This is a genomic window from Collinsella aerofaciens (genome assembly GCF_040926405.1).
Lineage (GTDB): Bacteria > Actinomycetota > Coriobacteriia > Coriobacteriales > Coriobacteriaceae > Collinsella.
Genome location: NZ_JBCOIG010000004.1, coordinates 77,546 through 96,843, shown reverse-complemented (window position 1 = coordinate 96,843; position 19,298 = coordinate 77,546). Strand labels below are relative to the sequence as shown.

The 19,298-nt window shown below is 60.8% G+C and carries 18 protein-coding genes; 5 read left to right on the top strand and 13 right to left on the bottom strand.

What is annotated here, in order from left to right; all coding sequences use genetic code 11:
• Nucleotides 1-26: 26 nt before the first annotated feature.
• Nucleotides 27-914 (bottom strand): energy-coupling factor transporter transmembrane component T, encoded by an 888-nt coding sequence (locus tag AB5758_RS03030; RefSeq protein ID WP_368141113.1) that lies wholly within the window; start codon nt 912-914, stop codon nt 27-29.
• A 199-nt stretch (nt 915-1,113) separates the two neighbouring features.
• On the opposite strand from AB5758_RS03030, the gene glmU reads away from it, so the two are divergent.
• The 5 genes from glmU (at nt 1,114) to gltA (ending at nt 7,173) form a co-directional block, all read left to right on the top strand.
• Complete coding sequence (gene glmU, locus AB5758_RS03025) at nt 1,114-2,526, top strand: bifunctional UDP-N-acetylglucosamine diphosphorylase/glucosamine-1-phosphate N-acetyltransferase GlmU (protein ID WP_368141112.1); 1,413 nt, start codon at nt 1,114-1,116, stop codon at nt 2,524-2,526.
• Nucleotides 2,527-2,718: 192 nt separating this feature from the next.
• Nucleotides 2,719-3,705, top strand: a complete 987-nt coding sequence (locus AB5758_RS03020) for a ribose-phosphate diphosphokinase (protein WP_006235790.1) — start codon at nt 2,719-2,721, stop codon at nt 3,703-3,705.
• 224 nt (nt 3,706-3,929) lie between these two features.
• Nucleotides 3,930-4,559 carry an aminoacyl-tRNA hydrolase gene (gene pth / locus AB5758_RS03015; protein WP_260699060.1) on the top strand — a complete coding sequence of 210 codons (630 nt, stop codon included), beginning with the start codon at nt 3,930-3,932 and terminating at the stop codon, nt 4,557-4,559.
• A gap of 374 nt (nt 4,560-4,933) precedes the next feature.
• Nucleotides 4,934-5,773, top strand: coding sequence for a sulfide/dihydroorotate dehydrogenase-like FAD/NAD-binding protein (locus tag AB5758_RS03010; protein WP_006235793.1), 840 nt, complete (start codon nt 4,934-4,936; stop codon nt 5,771-5,773).
• Nucleotides 5,764-7,173 (top strand): NADPH-dependent glutamate synthase, encoded by a 1,410-nt coding sequence (gene gltA, locus AB5758_RS03005; protein ID WP_022094914.1) that lies wholly within the window; start codon nt 5,764-5,766, stop codon nt 7,171-7,173. The genes AB5758_RS03010 and gltA overlap by 10 nt, the downstream gene beginning before the upstream one ends.
• A gap of 126 nt (nt 7,174-7,299) precedes the next feature.
• Here gltA and AB5758_RS03000 read toward each other — a convergent pair whose 3' ends face one another.
• The 12 genes from AB5758_RS03000 to AB5758_RS02945 form a co-directional block, all read right to left on the bottom strand.
• Nucleotides 7,300-7,923: a cytidylate kinase-like family protein gene (locus AB5758_RS03000; RefSeq protein ID WP_368141111.1), complete on the bottom strand. Its 624-nt coding sequence runs from the start codon at nt 7,921-7,923 to the stop codon at nt 7,300-7,302.
• 48 nt (nt 7,924-7,971) lie between these two features.
• Nucleotides 7,972-8,610, bottom strand: a complete 639-nt coding sequence (locus tag AB5758_RS02995) for an amino acid ABC transporter permease (protein ID WP_006235796.1) — start codon at nt 8,608-8,610, stop codon at nt 7,972-7,974.
• 3 nt (nt 8,611-8,613) lie between these two features.
• Nucleotides 8,614-9,360 (bottom strand): amino acid ABC transporter permease, encoded by a 747-nt coding sequence (locus AB5758_RS02990; protein ID WP_368141110.1) that lies wholly within the window; start codon nt 9,358-9,360, stop codon nt 8,614-8,616.
• A gap of 25 nt (nt 9,361-9,385) precedes the next feature.
• Nucleotides 9,386-10,261 carry a transporter substrate-binding domain-containing protein gene (locus AB5758_RS02985; protein ID WP_368141109.1) on the bottom strand — a complete coding sequence of 292 codons (876 nt, stop codon included), beginning with the start codon at nt 10,259-10,261 and terminating at the stop codon, nt 9,386-9,388.
• An 8-nt stretch (nt 10,262-10,269) separates the two neighbouring features.
• Nucleotides 10,270-11,001 (bottom strand): amino acid ABC transporter ATP-binding protein, encoded by a 732-nt coding sequence (locus tag AB5758_RS02980; protein ID WP_022094215.1) that lies wholly within the window; start codon nt 10,999-11,001, stop codon nt 10,270-10,272.
• A 286-nt stretch (nt 11,002-11,287) separates the two neighbouring features.
• Complete coding sequence (locus AB5758_RS02975; RefSeq protein WP_006235801.1) at nt 11,288-11,731, bottom strand: GatB/YqeY domain-containing protein; 444 nt, start codon at nt 11,729-11,731, stop codon at nt 11,288-11,290.
• 54 nt (nt 11,732-11,785) lie between these two features.
• A complete protein-coding gene (locus tag AB5758_RS02970; RefSeq protein ID WP_195503074.1) occupies nt 11,786-13,006 on the bottom strand; it encodes a peptidylprolyl isomerase in 1,221 nt (406 codons plus the stop codon).
• Between the two features lie 170 nt (nt 13,007-13,176).
• Nucleotides 13,177-13,644 (bottom strand): PTS sugar transporter subunit IIA, encoded by a 468-nt coding sequence (locus tag AB5758_RS02965; protein WP_195246382.1) that lies wholly within the window; start codon nt 13,642-13,644, stop codon nt 13,177-13,179.
• Between the two features lie 30 nt (nt 13,645-13,674).
• Nucleotides 13,675-15,141 (bottom strand): ATP-binding protein, encoded by a 1,467-nt coding sequence (locus tag AB5758_RS02960; RefSeq protein WP_368141108.1) that lies wholly within the window; start codon nt 15,139-15,141, stop codon nt 13,675-13,677.
• Between the two features lie 275 nt (nt 15,142-15,416).
• Nucleotides 15,417-16,115, bottom strand: coding sequence for a phosphoribosylglycinamide formyltransferase (purN, locus tag AB5758_RS02955; protein ID WP_195544076.1), 699 nt, complete (start codon nt 16,113-16,115; stop codon nt 15,417-15,419).
• Nucleotides 16,105-17,208 carry a phosphoribosylformylglycinamidine cyclo-ligase gene (gene purM / locus AB5758_RS02950; protein WP_117655823.1) on the bottom strand — a complete coding sequence of 368 codons (1,104 nt, stop codon included), beginning with the start codon at nt 17,206-17,208 and terminating at the stop codon, nt 16,105-16,107. The genes purN and purM overlap by 11 nt, the downstream gene beginning before the upstream one ends.
• A gap of 157 nt (nt 17,209-17,365) precedes the next feature.
• Entirely contained in the window at nt 17,366-19,036 is a 1,671-nt protein-coding gene (locus AB5758_RS02945) for an amidophosphoribosyltransferase (RefSeq protein ID WP_368141107.1), read from the bottom strand.
• Nucleotides 19,037-19,298: the final 262 nt, after the last annotated feature.

The window sequence follows — 19,298 nt, the reverse complement described above, 5'->3', positions numbered from 1 at the left end:
CACCGGGCCCCTGTCCAACCGAGCCATCAGCCAAACCTCTTCTCATCAATCGCGTGCAACGCGCAAGGCAACACCATCCAGGCGGCGTACACGACATAGCCTGGCCACGGCGCCGGAGCCGAGAGCTGCGGATAAAACGAATACTGCGTCGTCGCGGTCCACGCCACCGCCACCGCGGCAGCGCCAAACAGTACGAGCCCGGCCAGCGCGGCAACGTCACTGCGCCCCAGCCGATACCGCGCATACGTCGTACGACGCGTCGCGGCACCCCACCCGCGCGAGCGCATCGCGTCCGCGCGCTCCAGCGAATCTTCCATGCCCCAGCCCATCAACACACTCGATGCCCGCAAGCGCGAGCGCACGGGGTCGGCCGGCGCACGCCCCGGTACATCAATCGCGTCCTGCACCGCCAGCACCGTGCGGCCGCGGCACAAAAACTGTGGGATAAGCCGCATGCACATCGAGATCATAAGCGCGATCACCGGCGCGGCGTTGCCTAACAGTGCGAGCACCTTGTCGTATTCGAGCATCGACGCCGCGGCCTCAAACCACAGCACGCTCGCCACAAACAGCCCGCCCATGCACAGGCCATATACCATGCTCTCCAGATACACCGCGCGCATACCAATACGGAACAGCTCCGTCGAGCCCGAGGCGCTAAACAGCGGATTGACCAGCGCGATAATCAAAATCACCGGCAGCTGCCAGCGAAGCGCCCCCAACGTGCGCGCAGCACCGCGCGTCGCAAGCCCGTACGCCAGCCCGCCCGCAAGCGACAGCGCGATCAGCACCGGCTGCATCGAGAACATGGTGAGCCCCAGCGTCAGCACTATATAGAGTGCCGGCACAGCCGGATGCGACATCGAGAATGCCGCGACGGGCTCGCCGCCAAACTCCTCTTGTATGTTGTCCACGGGCACCCCCGTCCCCTCGCTCAAACGGCAGCTCCGCAGCACCGCCAACGCCGCACGCAAGCAGCGCAAACGCCACGCCGGCGGCGCAAGCCTCAACCGCCGCAAACCAATCGCTACGCGCTCAACATATGCCTGCGGTATCATATTGCGCCGTGTATCGTTTCCAAACACACGTCTCTATAACGTAACAGGAGATCACATGGACGCAACCGCAATTATCCTCGCTGCCGGCGAGGGCACCCGCATGAAGTCGAACCACTGCAAGGTTTCGCACAAGATCCTGGGCAAGCCTATGGTCCAGTGGATCGTCGACGCCACCATCAAGGCCGGCTGCAGCCGCGTCGTGGTCGTCATCGGCAGCCACGCCGACGAGATGCGCGCCCTCATCGACGGCGCCTACGCCAGCAGCGCCACCAAGGTCGAGTGCGTCGAGCAGACCGAGCGCCTGGGCACCGGTCACGCCGTGAAGGTCGCGCTCGAGGCCTGCGGCATCACGCAAGGCCCCGTCGTCGTGCTCAACGGCGACCTGCCGCTCATCACCGCCGACACCGTCGCCAAGTTCGCACAGACCGTCGCTACCGGCGAGCTCGCCTGCACCGTCATGACCATGACCCCGCCCGACCCCTTCGGCTACGGCCGCATCAAGCTGGGCGCCGACGGCCAGATCGAGCGCATCATCGAGCAGAAGGACTGCACGCCCGAGCAGGCCGCCACGCTGCTGGAGTGCAACGCCGGCTGCTACGCCTTCGACGGCGCGCAGCTTGCCGCCCACATTAACGAGATCGGCAACGACAACGCGCAATCCGAGTACTACCTGCCCGACATGCTCGAAATCCTCAAGGGTCACGGCCAGGCAGTCTCCATCTTCCACTGCGACGACTACCGCGACGGCCTGGGCGTCAACAGCCGCATCCAGCTCGCGCAGCTCACCGCCATCGCGCGCGACCGCATCAACGAGCACTGGATGGCCGAGGGCGTTACCTTCATCGACCCCACGCAGGCCTGGATCGGCCCCGATGCCGTCATCGGCCGCGACACCATCGTGTGGCCGCAGACGCATCTGATCGGTCACGTCACCGTGGGCGAGGAGTGCCAGCTCGGCCCCAACAGTCGCCTCACCGACACCACCGTCGGCAGCGGCTGCACCATCGATGAGACCATCGCCATCGAGGCCGTCATCGAGAACGGCGTCGACTGCGGCCCGCGCGCCTACCTGCGCCCGGGCACCCACATGCTCGACGGCTCCAAGGCCGGCACGCACGTGGAGATCAAGAAGTCCACGATCGGCGAGGGTTCCAAGGTGCCCCACCTGTCCTACATCGGCGACACCACCATGGGCTCCGGCGTCAACGTGGGCGCGGGCTCCATCACCTGCAACTACGACGGCGTCCACAAGCACAAGACCGTCATCGGCAAGGATGCCTTCATCGGTTCCGACACCATGATGGTCGCGCCCGCCCAGATTGGCGACGGTGCGCTCGTGGCCGCCGGCTCCGTCATCACCGAGCCGGTTCCGGCCGACGCACTCGGTCTGGGCCGCGCCCGTCAGGTAAATATTGAGGGCTGGGCCGCCGATTATCGCCGCCGTCTGCACGAGGACGACGAGGCATAACGCTTTACCAAGCACAAAAGGAGCTGTTCCATGGGGACGGCTCCTTTTTCTATCGTGACCTGCGCGACCGGATGAGTGGTCGGTTCGTGTCCGTTGACGGTAAAGACGTTATCAAGACTCGATAAACCCCGCCGCACGGTTACAATGCAAAAAGGCATCTATATGGCATTCGATGTATAAAGGAGAAGGGTAATGCCGATTAATGATCCCGAGAAGTCGGAGAATATGCGCAAGTCCATCCGCGTGTATTCCGGTTCCTCCAACCGTCCCCTCGCTCAGAAGATTGCTGAGTACCTTGGGGTCGAGCTTTCGGGCCTTACGCTAAAGCAGTTCGCCAACGGTGAGATTTACGCCCGCTACGACGAGACCGTCCGCGGCGCCGACGTCTTCCTGATTCAGTCCGTGGCTGGCGGCAACGTCAACGACATGCTCATGGAGCTGCTCATCGCCACCGACGCTGCCAAGCGCGCATCCGCCCGCTCCATCACCGCCGTTATCACCCACTACGGCTATGCCCGCCAGGACCGCAAGGCCGGCCCGCGCGAGCCCATCACCGCCCGCCTCGTCGCCAACCTGCTCGAGCGCGCCGGTGTCGACCGCATCATCACCCTCGACCTGCACCAGGGTCAGATCCAGGGCTTCTTTGATATCCCGGTTAACCACCTGTCCGCACTGCCGCTGTTTGGCCAGTACTACAACGACATGCACTTCGACACCGACAACCTGGTTGTCGTCTCCCCCGACGTGGGTCGCGCCAAGGCCGCCAAGAAGCTGTCCGACATGCTCGGCTGCGACCTGGCCATCGCCCACAAGGGCCGTCCGCGCCACAACGCCGCCGAGGTCATGGGCATCATCGGTGACATCAAGGGCAAGACCTGCGTCATCAACGACGACATGATCGACACCGCTGGCACCCTGTGCGCCAACGTCAAGGAGCTCAAGGCTATGGGCGCTGGCGACATCTACGTCTGCGCCACCCACGGCATCTTCTCCGGTCCGGCCATCGAGCGCCTGAACGACGCCCCGATCGTCGAGTGCGTCGTCACCGACGCCATTCCCGTCGAGGTGGGCGGCAAGATCAAGACCATCTCGGTCGCCGAGGAGTTCGCTCAGGCCATCTCCGCCGTTTACCACGAGGAGCCCGTCTCCACGCTCGTCGGCGGCGACTTCGCGCTGTAGTCGCATCGTCCTTGCAACCCGGCGCATCGCCGTCGGAACAGAAGAAACCCCCGCGCTCCCCCTTGCTTCGCAAAGGTCGCGCGGGGGTTTCTTCTGTTCCGACGGCTCGCTCTGCCGCGGCCGCGCTTTTGTCTGGTGGGATTTCGCTGAAGCAAAGCCTCGCCTTCGGCGGGCGTGGTAGCCTTTGTCGTTGATTAAGCTTTTTATGTAACGGAAGGACAAATATGGCAGCTGCACAGCCGCTTAAGATTCGCATGGTTGCCGGGCTTGGCAACCCTGGCGAGGAATATGCCGAGACCCGCCACAACGCCGGCTTTAAGGCAATCGACGAGCTGGCCCGTCAGGCCGGCGTCACGTACTGGAAAAACCAAGCAGGCGCCGAGGTCGCGCTCATCAATATCAACGATGCTGAGGAAGAGGGTGGCAAGCGCCAGATTGTGCTGGTCAAGCCGCAGTCGTACATGAATACCTCGGGCGGCCCCATCTCCAAGCTCTGTCGCGAGTACAAGATCAAGGCCGAGGAGCTGCTCGTAATCCACGACGAGCTCGATATTCCCGCCGGCGACGTGCGTGTTAAGGTGGGCGGCGGCCATGCCGGTCACAACGGCCTGCGTTCCATCATCGACAAGATGGGCAGCCGCGACTTCAGCCGCATCCGCACCGGCATCGGCAACCCTCCCGGCAAGATGGCCGTCGCCGACTACGTTCTTAAGCAGCTGCGCGCCCGCGAGGCCGAGGATTTCCAGGACACCTGCGCCCGCGCGGCCGACGCCGCCGGCCTGGCGATCGTGCACGGCGTGGTCTATGCCCGCGACCACGTCAACGGTGCCGCCTCCGCCAACGGCAAGCACTAAAACCTACCATTTAGGGACAGGTTTATTTTGGCAGGTTTTATATGCGGAAACGCCGCGGATGCCGCGTCGCAATAAACCCTGTGCCGCCATACATATGCAACGCTCCAAAGGGGGCCGGCCTCACCGAAGCGCGAGGCCGGCCCCCTTTGCCGTTTTACCTGATAAAACCGACCAAAATAAACCTCTCCCCCTTTGGTAGGCCAAAGTGGATAAACCCTGCTCCCAACAGCCGAAGACACACGTAAGCGACATGTCCATGAGGGTATAATTTGCACCGTATGTCTGCACAACGCCTGTGCGCGTACGGTTTTATTCGGGCTACCGTCCATTTCCGTGGAGGCACGGTTCGGCGGCCCTAACAAGAGAGGGGTTCTATGTATAAGATCCTGGAGAAGACGCAGTTCTCGGAGAAGGTGTTCAAGTTCCGCATCGAGGCGCCTGCAATCGCCAAGCATGCGCACGCTGGACAGTTCCTCATGGTTCGCGCCAACGAGACGGGCGAGCGCGTCCCGTTTACCCTGGCCGGCTGGAACGGTGACGAGGGCTGGGTCGAGTTCATCTTCATGGTGATCGGCAAGACCACCGAGATGCTGTCCACCTACGAGGCCGGCGAGTCGCTGCGCGACGTCGTGGGCCCGCTGGGCGTTCCCACCGAGATGGCTGAGGGCCCCTGCGCCGTCATTGGCGGCGGCGTCGGCCTGGCAATTGCCTTCCCGGTCGCCAAGCACCTGGTCGAGACCGGCCACGAGGTGCACGCCATCATGGGCGCCCGCACCAAGGACCTCCTACTCATGGAGGACCAGTTCCGCGAGCTCCTCGACGAGGACCACATCCACATCACTACCGATGACGGTTCCTACGGCGAGCAGGGCGTTGTCACCGCTCCGCTGGAGCGCCTGCTGCAGGACAAGGCCGTGAGCCAGGTCTTCTGCGTCGGCCCCGTTCCGATGATGAAGTTCTCGACCCTCACCGCCCAGAAGTACGACACCCCCATCACCGCGTCGCTCAACCCCATCATGGTTGACGGCACCGGCATGTGCGGCTGCTGCCGCGTCGAGGTGGGCGGCGTGACCAAGTTCGCTTGCGTCGACGGCCCCGACTTCGATGCCACCCTGGTCGACTGGGATGACCTTCGTGCCCGCCAGGCCGCTTACCGTTCCGAAGAGGGCGAGTCCCTCAAGGCCTATGAGGAAAAGAGCTGCGCATGCCACTAGTTAACGGTCGTTTCGTTGCCGATATGAAGTCGCCCCGCACCCCCGATAACGAGGAGCCGGCTGCCGAGCGCGCCTGCGACTTCCGCCCCGTCGACAAGGGCTTCACCGAGGAGATGGCGCTGGCCGAGGCCGAGCGCTGCCTCAACTGCAAGAAGCCGTTCTGTGTTGAGGGCTGCCCCGTCAACATCAACATTCCCCGCTTTATCGAGCAGATCCGCGCGAAGGACTTCGGCGGCGCTCTCGATACCATCCGCGAGGACTCCATGCTTCCCGCCATCTGCGGCCGCGTCTGCCCGCAGGAGAACCAGTGCGAGGGCAAGTGCATCCGTGGTAAGAAGTCCGAGCCCGTGGCCATCGGCCAGCTCGAGCGCTTCCTGGGTGATCGCCCCGAGCTCGCTTCCACGCCCAAGATGGCTCCCAAGAACGGCAAGAAGGTCGCCGTCGTCGGCTCCGGCCCGTCCGGCATCACCTGCGCCGGCGAGCTCGCCCGCAACGGCTTTGACGTTACCGTCTTTGAGGCCTTCTTTACCGGCGGCGGCGTGCTGGTCTACGGCATCCCCGAGTTCCGTCTGCCCAAGGCAGTCGTCAAGCGCGAGATTGACGGCCTGGAGGACATGGGTGTCAAGTTTGAGTACAACTCCGTCGTGGGCAACATGGCCACGGCCGAGGAGCTGTTCGAGCAGGGCTTCGACGCCATCTACGTGGCGACCGGCGCTGGCCTGCCCAAGTTCCTCAACGTCCCCGGCGAGAACCTGCCCAACGTCTTCTTCGCGAACGAGTACCTCACCCGCGTGAACCTGATGAAGGCCAACAAGTTCCCCGAGTACGACACCCCCACCAAGCACGGCAAGAACGTCGTTGTCTTTGGTGGCGGCAACGTGGCTATGGACGCCGTCCGTACCGCCAAGCGTCTGGGCGCCGAGCACGCCATCATCGCCTACCGTCGTACCGAGGACGAGATGCCCTGCCGTCGTGCCGAGCTGCACCACGCCAAGGCCGAGGGCGTCGAGGTTCTGCCGCTCGTTTCCCCGCTCGAGTTTGTCGCTGGCGAGGACGGCTCCGTGTGCGCCGTCAAGGTCCAGAAGATGGAGCTCGGCGAGCCCGATGAGTCCGGCCGTCGTCGCCCGGTGCCCATCGAGGGCGCCATCGAGGAGATTCCCTGCGACGTCGCAATCTCGGCTATCGGTACCAACGCCAACCCCTTCGCAAAGAAGATCGGCGGCAAGATGGAGCTCAACAAGTGGGGCTACATCGTCGCCGACGAGGAGACCGGCCAGACCACCGATCCCCGCATCTGGGCCGGCGGCGACATCGTCACCGGTGCCGCTACGGTCATTCTGGCGATGGGCGCCGGCAAGAAGGCCGCCGCTTCCATCACCAAGAGCCTGCTGGGCGAGTAATCACCTACAGCGTTAGCCATCAAACGGCAAAGTCCCCGTCGAGCACACGCCCGGCGGGGACTTTTTCTATGCCGATCGCCCTACCACCGCAAAGGTGCCTGTCCCCCTTGCGGTGGTTTTGGTCGGCTAGTCTTCGAGCTGCGCCACTTTGTAGCGGTAGGCAGCGGCGATGACGTCCTTGCAGCCTTCGCGGCCCAGCTTGGCGCGGTTGACGACGATGTCCTTACCGCTCGTCATCTTCCACTTGCCGGCGCTGTAGCGCTTGTAGAACGCCTCGCGCGCCTTCTGCTGCTGCTTGACCAGCTTGGCGCCCTTCTTCTTGTTAAGACCACGCTTCTTGCGCACGATCTCGACGCGGTCCTCAAAGGGAGCGGTCACCAACACGGCAATGTGGCTGGGGTTGTTGCGCAGCAGGTAATCGGACAGACGGCCTTCGATAATGCAGCTCTCGGTCTCGCCCAGATCCAAAATCACCTGGCTCATCTTTTGGAACAACTTATCCGAGTACGAACGCGCATCGTAGCGGTCGGGCAGAAACGCCATGTTCTCCACGGCCAGACGCTCATCATAGGCGGCCATCTTATCGAGCGACTCGCCCGCGCGCAGCGACGCACGTACCAGCAGCTCGTTATCGTACAGCGGAATCCCCAACTCGTCGGCAAGCATGCGGCCAATCTCGTGGCCCTCGGCGCCAAAGTCGCGCGCGATGGTAATGACCACAGGATTCTTCTTATTCTCCAGATCGCTCATCGCGATTCCTTTCTCTATGTGACAAAGGGGCTGTCCCTTTGCCACATTCTACGCTGCCACCATTCGCCTCTGATATGCGCGAACCAGCAGCGAGATACCAAAGTTGAGCACAAAGTACATCGCAAACACCAGGCCGTAGAGCATAAGCACCTGCGACAGGTCGATCGCGTGGGCCATCACCACGTTTGCCGTGTACATGAGCTCGGCCACGTTAATGCCCGAAAGATACGAGCTGTCCTTAATGACGGTCGTGCACTGGCTAAACAGCGCCGGAATGATCGTCTTAAACGTCTGCGGCAAAATGATGTAGCGCATGGTGGCAAAGAAGCCGAAGCCCTGGCTCTGCGCTGCCTCAAACTGGCCGCGCGGAATCGAGTTGAGGCCGCCGCGCACAATCTCGGCCATAACAGCGCTGGTAAACAGCGTAAAGGCGATGGTCGAAATCACAATGTCCAAACCCTGCACCGTAAAGTAGATAAACAGGATCCACAGCAGGTTTGGCGTGCAACGGAACAGTTCGATATAGGCGCTCACCAAAATACGGAACGGGCGGGGCGCATAGCTCTTAACGAGCGCCAGCACCGTGCCAAAGATGAGCGAGAAAAAGATCGACAGCGCCGAGATCTCGATTGTCTTAACAAAGCCGCCCCAAATGTAGAGCAGGTTGGTCGCGTTGAAGATTTCCATGCGCTAGGCCTCCTCTACGTTGTCGGGCCCCAGCTCGGCCAGGCTCACGCCGCGCGGACGCTCCTTGGAGCGGCGCTCGAGCCACTGCACCAGCATGGCGAGCGGAAAGCAGATGATGAAGTACATAAGGCAGCAGACGATGTATCCCTGCAGGTAACCGTACAGACTCACAAAGTTGTCGGAACGGTACATAAGGTCGCCGCCGGCCACAAGCGCCAGCACCGACGTGTTCTTGACCAGGTTGAGTGCCTGGTTACACAGCGGCGGCAGAATGATCTTGAATGTCTGGGGCAGCACGATGTACCAGTACGCCTGCGCACGGGTGAAGCCCTGGCTCTGGGCCGCCTCCATCTGACCGCGCGGAACCGCCTCGATACCAGTGCGGATGACCTCCGAAATGTAGGCCGCGTGATACAGGCCCACACCCAAGAAGCCCAGCACGAACGGCGCGATGCGCACCGGCTGATCGGCACCGGTTATGGCCTGCAAAAACTGCGGACCGGCCATGTACATAAAGAGCACCTGCACGGGCAACGGGGTGTTCTGGTAAAACTCCACGTACACGCGGCTTATGGCGCGCAGCACGCGCGAGCGAGTGGTAGAGAACACGCCCAGCAGCGTGCCCAGTACCAGCGACAGCAGTAGACCGGCAACGACCACTTGCAGCGTCACGCCAAAGCCCTCCCAGAAGGGTCCCATATTTTGAAATGTCGTCGACCAACGGTCGGCGTCAAATAATCCTTCGAGCATTTGATTCCTTCCTTGGACGATGCGCCTATACAAGACCCCAGGTCTTGACCTCTTGGTCGAGCCAGCCATCGGCCAGGCGATCGCAAATCACCTGATCGACCACGGCCGAAAGGTCGCAGCTCTTCTTGGTCGCCACGCCGTAGCCCTGCTCGCCAAACTTGACCTCGGGCTGCAGCAGCTCAACGGTCTCGTTCATGTAACCGGCCAGCGTGGAGCGGTCCATGGCAAAGACGTCGATATTGCCGGCATCGAGCGAACTCTTGATGATGGGGTAGCCACTAAAGGCCCTAAACTCGGGCTCGCAGCTAAAGCCGTTGTCCTTGATCATCTGCTCGATCAGGCTCTGCGTGGTGGCACCCTGGCTCACGCCAATGACCTTGCCGTCCAGGTCCTCAATCGAGGTAAAGCCCGAACGCTTCTTAACCATGAGTCCCACGTAGTCGGTGCGGTACGGCGTCGAGAAATCCCAGCTCTTCTTGCGCTCGTCGGTGATGGTGTAGGTCGCCGCGACCACGTCAAGCTGGCCGTTATCGATCAGCGGGCCGCGCGTCTTGGGCGTTACGTCGGTAAACTCGACAAGCTCCTGGGCGCGGGCCTCCTTGTAGCTCACGTCAAAGACAGCAGCGGCGATCTGATAGCACAAATCGACTTCCATGCCCTCAAAGCGGCCCTTGGCGGTGTCGTAATAGCCATAGCCGGGAACATCCTTCTTAACGCCGGCATTCAGATGGCCGCGCGACTTAATGGCCGCAAGCTTGGACCCCTTGTCGGAGCCCTCGCCGCTGGTGGAGTTGCCGCAACCGGTAAGCGCGGCCCCCGTCAGCGTAAGCATACCGGCGCCCGCCAGCTGCAAAAAGTGACGGCGCGACACGGCCGCCCTCGTCATATCCGTCATGTCCATCACCGCGCCTAGTGCAGAATCTTGGACAGGAACTCGCGGCAACGCGGGTTCTCGGGGTTATCGAAGAAATGCTCGGGCGTGCCCTCCTCCAGGATGCGGCCGTCCTCCATAAAGATGACGCGGTCGGCCACCTGGCGCGCAAAGCCCATCTCGTGCGTCACGCAGATCATGGTGATGTCCTCCTGCGCGAGCTCAATCATAACGTCCAGGACTTCCTGGACCATCTCGGGGTCGAGTGCCGAGGTCGGCTCGTCAAACAGGATGATAGGCTGCTTGGTGCACAGGGCACGGGCGATGGCGATGCGCTGCTGCTGACCACCCGAGAGATTCTGCGGATACTCGCCGGCCTTATGTGCCATGCCGACGCGCTTGAGCGCAGCGATGGCGATCTCGGTCGCCTCCTCCTTGCTCTTCTTTTGCAGTTTGATGGGCGCGAGCGTCAGGTTGCCCAGCACCGTCATGTTGGGATACAGGTTGAACTGCTGAAACACCATGGAACTATACTTGCGAGCCATCTCCAGGTGATTCTTTTTGGTGAGCGGCGTACCGTCGATGACAACCTCGCCCGACGTGGGCTCCTCCAGATAATCGACGCAACGGATGAGCGTCGATTTACCCGAGCCGGAAGGCCCGATCATTACGAGCTTCTCGCCGCGTTTGACGGTGAGGTTGATATCTTTGAGCACATGCAGGTCGCCAAAGTACTTGTTGAGATGCTTGATCTCGATCATGTCTGCCATGAATGTCCCTTCCCTGCGTTTACACGAGTTGAACTATTGTACGGAAAGAATCACGTTTCCGCAGCCCACACTACATTCCCGTAAAGAACCCGCAACCTTCCACCTAGTCATTGGGGACAGACTTAAATGAGTACCTGCTCATTGGGCACTCATTTAAGCCCGTCCCCAATGAGCGTAGCCCGGGCACTCATTTAAGCCTGTCCCCAATGAGTGCCCAGCCCAGCAAAAAGGGGCGCGACCATGACGGCCACGCCCCCCTAAACATCAACTATGTACCGCTCGGCCCCTACGCGAGTTTGGCTCCGACGATCTTTGCCGCGGCCGGCTTATCGAAGTTGCCACCGGTGGCCTTGCCGAGTGCGCCCATAACCTGGCCCATCTGCTTCTTGGACGTGGCGCCCAGCTCGGCGATAACCTGCTCGATCAGGGCCTCGAGCTCCTCGCCCGAAACCTGCGCGGGCAGCAGGCTCTCCAGAATCTTGACCTGCTCGGTCAGGTTGTCGGTACGCTCCTGGTCGGTGCCGGCCTTGATGGACATCTCCAGCGTCTCGCTCGTCTGCTTGATCAGACGCTTGATCATGCTGTTGACGTCTTCCTCGGTCACATCGCGGCGCTCATTGACCTCGATATTCTTCACCTCGGCCTTAACCTGGCGAATGATGGACAGGCGAACCTTGTCCTTGGCCTTCATGGCCGCAATCATTTCCTTCTGCAGCTCTTCGTTGGTCATCTGCAAATCCTCCTCAATAGTGTGGGCGGCACTCGCGCGAGCACCGCCCCATGATTACTCAGTCGTCGACGAATCGTCGGTCGAACTCTTGGTGACACCCTTCAGACTCACGTTATAGGGTACGTCTTTGGGCATGGGGTTGACGGTGATGTCGGCATCCTTCTTGTACTGCTCCAGCCACTCGCTGTACGCGGTGCTGGCCGCTTGCGTCTTCACCACGTTGGAGACGTACTTTTTGATGTCCTTGGGCACCTGGTTGATGTCATCAACCTGATTATCGACATGGAAGTAGTCGGTGCACTTGATGATGTGGTAGCCATAGGTCGACTCGACGACTTCGCTCACGTCGCCCTTGTTGAGTCCCTCGAGCGCCGTCTGGTAGCTGTCGACAAAGGTGGTGAGCTTATCCCAGCCCACATCGCCCTTCTTCTCCTTGGAACCGGTGTCCTCGGAGTACTGCTCAACGGCGTCCTCAAAGCTCAGCTCACCGGAGTTGATCTTGTCCAGGCACTCCTGCGCCTTGGCCTTGGCGGCAGCCTTGTCCTCGTCGGAAGCGTCGGAATCAACCTTGATCAGGATGTTCGACGAGCGGCGGGCGTCGTTGTAGCTGGACAGATTTTCGTTGATGTAATCGACAATCTCGCTGTCCTTGGGCTTGCTCGTGGGCGCGACGGCATCCTTGAGTTTCTGTTGCGCCAGACTCTCCTTGAGCGAGTCCTTGTAGGTGTCCTCGGTATAGCCGTAGGTCTTGAGGGTCTTCTTAAAGGCCTTGGCTCCGCCCGCGCTCTTGCACGCGTCCTTCCAAGCCTTCTCGACCTCCTCGTCCGACACCGTCACGCCGTTCTCCTTCTGTGCCTGTTGAAGCAGAATCTGCTGCGTGTAGGAGTCGATGAGTTGCTTGCGGTACTTCTTGGGCGTGAGGTCGTTGTCAACCAGATACTGCGCCCAATCCTCATCCTTGGTGTAGCCGTAGGACGTGCGCATGCTCATGATCTGCTTGGTCACGGTGTCCTCGGTAAGGTTGGTGCCGTTGATAGTGGCAGCAACACCGCCGGTCAGCTTGTAGCCCGAGGTGTCCTCAGCCTGCGACATAAGGCCGGAGCACGCCATCGCCGAGACGGAAAGCAGCATCGCCAGCACGCCGATGACCACCAGAACGATCTTGACGGTCTTAGACACGTACGTCTTGCGCTGCTTCTTGCGAGAGCTGGAGGCAGCGCGGGCCTGCTGCTCGGGCGTCGGCGCGGCCTCGGAGTTCTTTTTCTTATTTGCCATAGTTGGCCTTTCGCATAACGAATCGAACAAACGCCATTGTGTCACAACGCAGCCCCCGCGGCACGCTTGGTGCATTGGGGACAGATTAATCTGCACCATTTTGGTGCAAAGGGGACAGCTCTGGCAGCCGGCAGTTAGGGACAGTCCCCAAGTGCCGACTCAGCCCCACCTTAGAAGTGGCGGCGGATGGCGTCGACCATGCCCTGGGGCGTGGTCTGGCCGAGCACGTCGGCTGCGGCATCGGCGCCCATAAAGATGTTCATGAGTGCCTGCAGGGCCTCGACCTGGCCGCCCGGCTCGGCGATGCCCAGATTGATGACGATCTGCGCCGGCACCGGAGCGCCCATGCCAGCCATAGCGTTAAATGTCACGGGCGCGGCGGGCTTCACCACCGCGATATAGGGCTTGGCCACAAACCCCGGATCGGTATGCGGAATGGCAATGTTTGCCGCCGGCATAGCGAGACCCGTGGGATAGGCATCCTCGCGCGTGCGGACGGCATCGAGCCAACCGGATGCAATGTAGCCATGTGGTGCAAGCTCGCCCTCAAGCCGCGCGAACACCTCATCCGGCGTCGCACACTCCCAATCAAAAAACACCAACTCAGGCGTAAACAGCGCTTCGTTATTACCAGACATAAGCCGCCTCCTTCTTTTCATTCCCTGTCTTTAGGCCCAATACGGAATATACCTTTTGTATTTGGAACCCGCGTCCTCGTCCTCTTCCTTTATCAATGCCTCTTCCAGGCACTCTTTGATTAGACGAGACATCGCCACCGTGTTTTTCTTTTCATCGGAAAGTCCAAAACGCTCTCGCAGCGACTGATTGCTCATCGACTCACCTTGGGCATACAAAAGACAGGCATGCCAGTACACGGCGTTTTTTCGCTCACTTTTTTTCATTCGAGTATACGGACAGTCGCAATAGAGCGTCACGAGCGTTCCCAGCCCGCCCTCACTCTTGATAACCGGTGAAGGCATGCCGGCTTTTTCGAGCGAATCTACGATTAAATCCCAGCCTGTACCGCCTTCTTCGCAAAGATCCATTTGGCGCATGAGGGACGCTATCATCGAATTTCGCGTTTTCGGCTGGGCGTTGAGCACTCGTTCTGCCGGAATAAGCGTTGTCCCGGGATTAGAGAACTCAATGCGATTGTCGTAAATCGCAACAAGAGGCCCCGCCGTATTGTCAGCAATGTCTTGATGAATCACGGCGTTTGATAGTAACTCGCGAATCGCCCTTTGAGGATAAGCCGTCTGAATACGTCGAAATGCGCCATCCAGTGCCTCAACAGCCGGAATCATCGACATGACCAGCTGTTCAGCCTGTGGAAGCGCCAAAGCGTAGCCCTTGTCGATTTCAGTATCCCCGACAATGTCAAAACTGCCTTTTCCCGCATATCGCACGATTCGCAGCATGCGTTTCCTGAGCTCCGGGTAGCGAGAGAGCTTTTTTCCCACCAGAAGCATTCCCAAGCGCGTCACACTATATCGGCCGTTATCTTGACGACGAATCAGCTCTTGTTCACAAAGAGCAAACATCACTCCGTCCAAATCGACAGGTCTTCTCAATCTGCACAACTCAAAATACGCATCAACATCTAGTATTTCGGCGACCTCTCGAGATGTCAGATCTCTCTCAACTACAGCGAGCTCCGCGTTCCCTGACTGTAAGCGACGCCACAGCTCCGCCTCTCGTGCACTACCGGGAACCAGTTCTGCCGTCGAAGAGCCCTCTCGAATGTAGGCTGTCTTATCAAAATAGACCGGCTGAGCGCTCGCGGCGTGCACTTTCAACACCACAAAGTGCTTTGTCTCATGATCAATAACCGCAAACTCGTAATTCGCATTGTTTGAGAGCGCAAGCTTGAGCCACATCAAAAGCTCTTGGTTTCCCTTACCCTTTGCGTGATATGGGTTGAACTGGGTGCCCACAAGCTCATGCGTACCGTCGCTCACGCCCCAGATCTTATAGGCATATGCGCGGCCGCAGTAAGCGGCAGCATTGGCAAGCGCCGAGATGTCACGCCCCGTTCTAACGGGATCGCTATTGCCTTCTTTAAATTCAAGCCACTCGGTTTCATCAGGATAACCGACGAGTGAATAAATCAGCTCCATGCCATCTGCTTCACCCATTGAGCCAGCCTCCTTGCGCTCATTTTTGATAACAAAATGTTAAATAGATGATAAATAGAATTATGCGCAATTTGAAGCCGAATGCCAAGTTTTCTGGTCGTTTTCCCAGATAATCTCATGCCGGAAGCTCGGCATTCCACATGAGAGTCGACTACTGTAATTGACAGGCAAGAAGAGCAGCCTATTCAATTCCAGCTAAATCAAGCAGCATAAAGCGCAATAAAAAAGGCGGTTAGGCGTCTTCGATATGCCTAACCGCCTTTACAAGCGGGTAATTATTTCACAGGATCCACGGCGACCTTGCCGCTCTCCAGCACGTGGACGCGGCCGTCGGCGAGCATTTGCACGACCTCGGGATACAGCACGTGCTCAATCGCGTGGATGTGCTCCTCGAGCGTGTCGACATCCCAACCTTCCTCGACAGCCAGCGCGCGCTGGGCGATGATGGGGCCGTTGTCGTAGATCTCGTTGGCAAAGTGCACGGTCACACCGGTTACCTTGACGCCGCGCGCAAAGGCATCGTCGATCGCATGCGCGCCGGTAAAGCTCGGCAGCAGTGCCGGATGCAAGTTGACCACGCGGTTGGGAAACGCCGCCAGCAGCGGCGTGTGCACCATGCGCATGTAACCGGCCATGACCACATATTCGCAGCCGCGCTCGAGCAGCTCGTGCGCGATGATCTCGTCGGCGGCGATGGGGTCGGCATAGACATCCTTGGACAGCGTGAGCGTCTGGATGCCCGCGCGCTCAGCGCGCTGCAAACCCTTAGCCGAAGGACGGCTCGACACCACAAGCTCAATCGAAGCGTTGAGCTTGCCGGCGGCGATCAGATCGATCAGCGCCTGCAGGTTGGTACCCGAACCGCTGATGAGCACACCGATCTTGAGCGGCTCGGCCGTATCGGTGCCGGTCGGACGGGTGTAGGGCACAAAGCCCAGGCTCGCGGCAGCAGCCATCTGCTCGTTAGCGCTCATCGGAGTACACGACCTTACCGGAGCCCTCGACGCACTCGCCCACGCGGAACGGCTTCTCGCCCAGCGCGACCAGGGCCTCGGTCACGGCAGCCTCGTCCTCGGGGGCGACGATCAGGCACAGGCCAACGCCCATGTTGAAGGTCTTGCATGCCTCGTTGGGCGCGAGCTCGGCCTGGCGCGACACGTAGGTGATGACGGGCGGAACGTCCCAACCCATCTCGGCGCCGTTGCGGGTGACCACGGCGTCGACGTCGTCGGCGAGCGCGCGGTTGAGGTTCTCGGTGATGCCGCCGCCGGTGATGTGGGCGATGGCGTGCACCGGAGCGCCACCGCGCAGCAGCTCCAGAATCGGCTTGACATAGATGCGCGTGGGGGCCAACAGGGCGTCTGCCAGCGATGCGCCGCCGAGTTCCTCGAGCGGACGGCTCAGCTCCTCGGCCTTAGCGGCGGCCTCGGGCGTGCCCGGCTTAATACCGTCGACGCCAATGACCTTACGCACGAGCGAGTAGCCGTTGGAGTGCACGCCGGTGGAAGGCAGGCCCAGGATCACGTCGCCGGGACGGACATTCGCGGGGTCGAGCATCTTGGGACGGTCGACGACGCCCACGGTAAATCCGGCAAGGTCGTAGTCGGCAGGAGCCATGACGCCGGGGTGCTCGGCCATCTCGCCGCCCACGAGCGCGCAGCCCGCGAGCTTGCAGCCGTCGGCCACACCCTTGATGATCTTTGCCATGTGCTCGGCCTCGATGTGGCCGATGGCAACGTAGTCCAGGAAGAACAGCGGCTCGGCACCCGAAGCCAGAATGTCGTTGACGCACATAGCAACCAGGTCCTGGCCCACCGTCTCGTGACGGTCCATGATCTGGGCGAGCACGAGCTTGGTGCCCACGCCGTCGGTACCGCTAATCAGAATCGGGTCTTCCATATCCTTAAGCGCGGCAGCCGAGAACAGGCCACCAAAGCCACCGATGCCGCCGATGACCTCGGGACGGTTGGTGTCCTTAACCATCTGCTTAATAGCGTCAACGGCGCGGCCGCCCTCGGCGGTATCGACGCCGGCATCCTCATACGTCACATGCTTGCTGTCGCTCATCTGAGCCTTCCTCTCCCACTACCGTGGCGCCGCCCGGGCGCCAAACGGTGCTCATAGTTGCGTTCATTTCGGCGCGCGCCATAACAACGCGCGCCGTCATATCAACAAAACAGCAGGTAAAACCTACCAAAATAAACCTGTCCCTTTTCGGCAGGTTTTAGGCCTCGCCGTGTTCCTCTTCCCAGCTGCGATCGTCGTATTTCTCGACCACGGCGTCGTCATCAAAGTGCAGCGGCTTGTCCAGGTTGCGGGGCTTAAAGCCCTCCATGAACTTGTCGCGGCCAAAGCTCTCGGGAATCGCCACGGGGTAGCGGCCGGTAAAGCACGCATCGCAGTAACCGCCCTTGGGCATGACCTTAAGCAGGCCCTCGACCGAAAGGAAGGCCAGCGAATCGGCGCCGATATACTCGCAAATCTCGTCGACCGTCTTGTTGGCGCTGATAAGCTGCGACTGCACGTCGGTATCGATACCGTAGAAGCACGGCCAGATGACCTCGGGCGAGTTGATGCGGATATGAATCTCCTTGGCGCCGGCGTTGCGCAGCATCTTGACGAGCTGCACCATGGTGGTGCCGCGCACGATGGAGTCGTCGATGACGACCAGGCGCTTGCCCTCGATGTTGTCACGCAGCGGGTTGAGCTTCATACGCACGCCCATGGCACGCAGCTCCTGCGTAGGCTCGATAAACGTACGGCCCACATAGCGGTTCTTGATGAGGCCCTCGCCAAAGGGAATGCCACTCTCGTGCGAATAGCCCTCCGCGGGCGGCAGGCCGGAGTCGGGCACGCCGATGACCAGGTCGGCCTCGACGGGCTCCTCATGTGCCAGCTGACGACCCATGTCATAACGGCAGGCGTAGACGCTCTTGCCGTTCATGATGGAATCGGGGCGAGCAAAGTAGACCTGCTCAAAAATGCAGTTAGCAGGCTCTTCGGCGGCAGGCACGCCCTGCTCGGACACAAGGCCCTCGGCGCTGATGCGCAAAATCTCACCGGGACGGACGTCGCGGACGTACTCGGCGCCCACGATATCGAGCGCGCAGGTCTCGGAGGCAACGACCCAGCCGCCGGCGCGCGTGACATGGGTGGTGGCGTCGACCGTCGCGGCGCCGTCCTGCGACGGCAGCTGCGAAACGGATGCGGCATCGGCCTGGTCCAGGCCCTCATCCACCAGCTTGCCCAGCACGAGCGGGCGAATGCCGTGCGGATCGCGGAATGCGTAGAGCGCCTGCTCGTTGATGAGCGTCATGGCGTAGCCGCCGCACACGAGCTCCATGGTCTTGCGAATGCCCTCGCGCAGATGGCCAGTACGCTGAGTAAAGTAGCCGATGAGTTTGGTCGCGACCTCGGAATCCGAGTTGGAGAGGAACGGTACGCCCAGCTCGATCAGCTGGCGACGCAGCTCGTCGGTGTTGACGAGGGTGCCGTTGTGCGCGAGCGCGATAATGACGCTATTGATGGTAGAGAGGTGCGGCTGAGAGGCTTCCCAGCTCTTGGCGCCGGCGGTGCCGTAGCGCACATGACCCACGGCCAGCTGACCGGAGAGCGTCGACAAGTCGGCATTGGAGAACACGCGGTCGAGCAGGCCCAGATCCTTGCGGACCATAACCGTACCGCCGTCACCAACGGCGATTCCCGCCGATTCTTGGCCGCGATGCTGCAGTGCACGCAGGCCAAAGTACGTCAGTCGAGCCACGTCGCGATCGGGCGCCCAGACACCAAAAACGCCGCATTCCTCATGCAGCTGGTCAGAGTCCGGATCATACGTCGACATGGCGTTCACCTGTCCCGCGGCACGCTCGGCCGCGCGGATGGTTTCTTGAGACATGGCATCCCCTCAGAGCCTCGTATTTTGGCGTTACCCGCCTTATTATACGCACGGCGCGACGCGCTCCCCCGCGCATGAGCAGCGCTTTTTAAAAGCCCACCGAGCTTATTATCCGTTTTGCGACCAAACATTTTATTGGGTAGTCCACTCTCAGGGGCAACGGCCTCGAAGACTTCCCGTGCGCCGTGTCTCGCCCGCGCTAGGGGCTACATTGTTGCAATTGGGACGTTCGTCCTGTCTTTTAGCTGGTCGTCGGCGTATC

Excerpts from the sequence above, each read along its gene's own strand:
- AB5758_RS03010 (WP_006235793.1), top strand. The coding sequence starts at position 4,934 with ATGTATAAGATCCTGGAGAAGACGCAGTTCTCGGAGAAGGTGTTCAAG.
- AB5758_RS02945 (WP_368141107.1), bottom strand. The coding sequence starts at position 19,036 with ATGTCTCAAGAAACCATCCGCGCGGCCGAGCGTGCCGCGGGACAGGTG.
- glmU (WP_368141112.1), top strand. The coding sequence starts at position 1,114 with ATGGACGCAACCGCAATTATCCTCGCTGCCGGCGAGGGCACCCGCATG.
- AB5758_RS02960 (WP_368141108.1), bottom strand. The coding sequence starts at position 15,141 with ATGGGTGAAGCAGATGGCATGGAGCTGATTTATTCACTCGTCGGTTAT.
- gltA (WP_022094914.1), top strand. The coding sequence starts at position 5,764 with ATGCCACTAGTTAACGGTCGTTTCGTTGCCGATATGAAGTCGCCCCGC.
- purM (WP_117655823.1), bottom strand. The coding sequence starts at position 17,208 with ATGAGCGACAGCAAGCATGTGACGTATGAGGATGCCGGCGTCGATACC.
- purN (WP_195544076.1), bottom strand. The coding sequence starts at position 16,115 with ATGAGCGCTAACGAGCAGATGGCTGCTGCCGCGAGCCTGGGCTTTGTG.
- AB5758_RS02980 (WP_022094215.1), bottom strand. The coding sequence starts at position 11,001 with ATGGCAGACATGATCGAGATCAAGCATCTCAACAAGTACTTTGGCGAC.
- pth (WP_260699060.1), top strand. The coding sequence starts at position 3,930 with ATGGCAGCTGCACAGCCGCTTAAGATTCGCATGGTTGCCGGGCTTGGC.
- AB5758_RS02995 (WP_006235796.1), bottom strand. The coding sequence starts at position 8,610 with ATGGAAATCTTCAACGCGACCAACCTGCTCTACATTTGGGGCGGCTTT.
- AB5758_RS02965 (WP_195246382.1), bottom strand. The coding sequence starts at position 13,644 with ATGTCTGGTAATAACGAAGCGCTGTTTACGCCTGAGTTGGTGTTTTTT.
- AB5758_RS02985 (WP_368141109.1), bottom strand. The coding sequence starts at position 10,261 with ATGGACATGACGGATATGACGAGGGCGGCCGTGTCGCGCCGTCACTTT.
- AB5758_RS02970 (WP_195503074.1), bottom strand. The coding sequence starts at position 13,006 with ATGGCAAATAAGAAAAAGAACTCCGAGGCCGCGCCGACGCCCGAGCAG.
- AB5758_RS02990 (WP_368141110.1), bottom strand. The coding sequence starts at position 9,360 with ATGCTCGAAGGATTATTTGACGCCGACCGTTGGTCGACGACATTTCAA.
- AB5758_RS03000 (WP_368141111.1), bottom strand. The coding sequence starts at position 7,923 with ATGAGCGATCTGGAGAATAAGAAGAATCCTGTGGTCATTACCATCGCG.
- AB5758_RS02975 (WP_006235801.1), bottom strand. The coding sequence starts at position 11,731 with ATGACCAACGAAGAGCTGCAGAAGGAAATGATTGCGGCCATGAAGGCC.
- AB5758_RS03020 (WP_006235790.1), top strand. The coding sequence starts at position 2,719 with ATGCCGATTAATGATCCCGAGAAGTCGGAGAATATGCGCAAGTCCATC.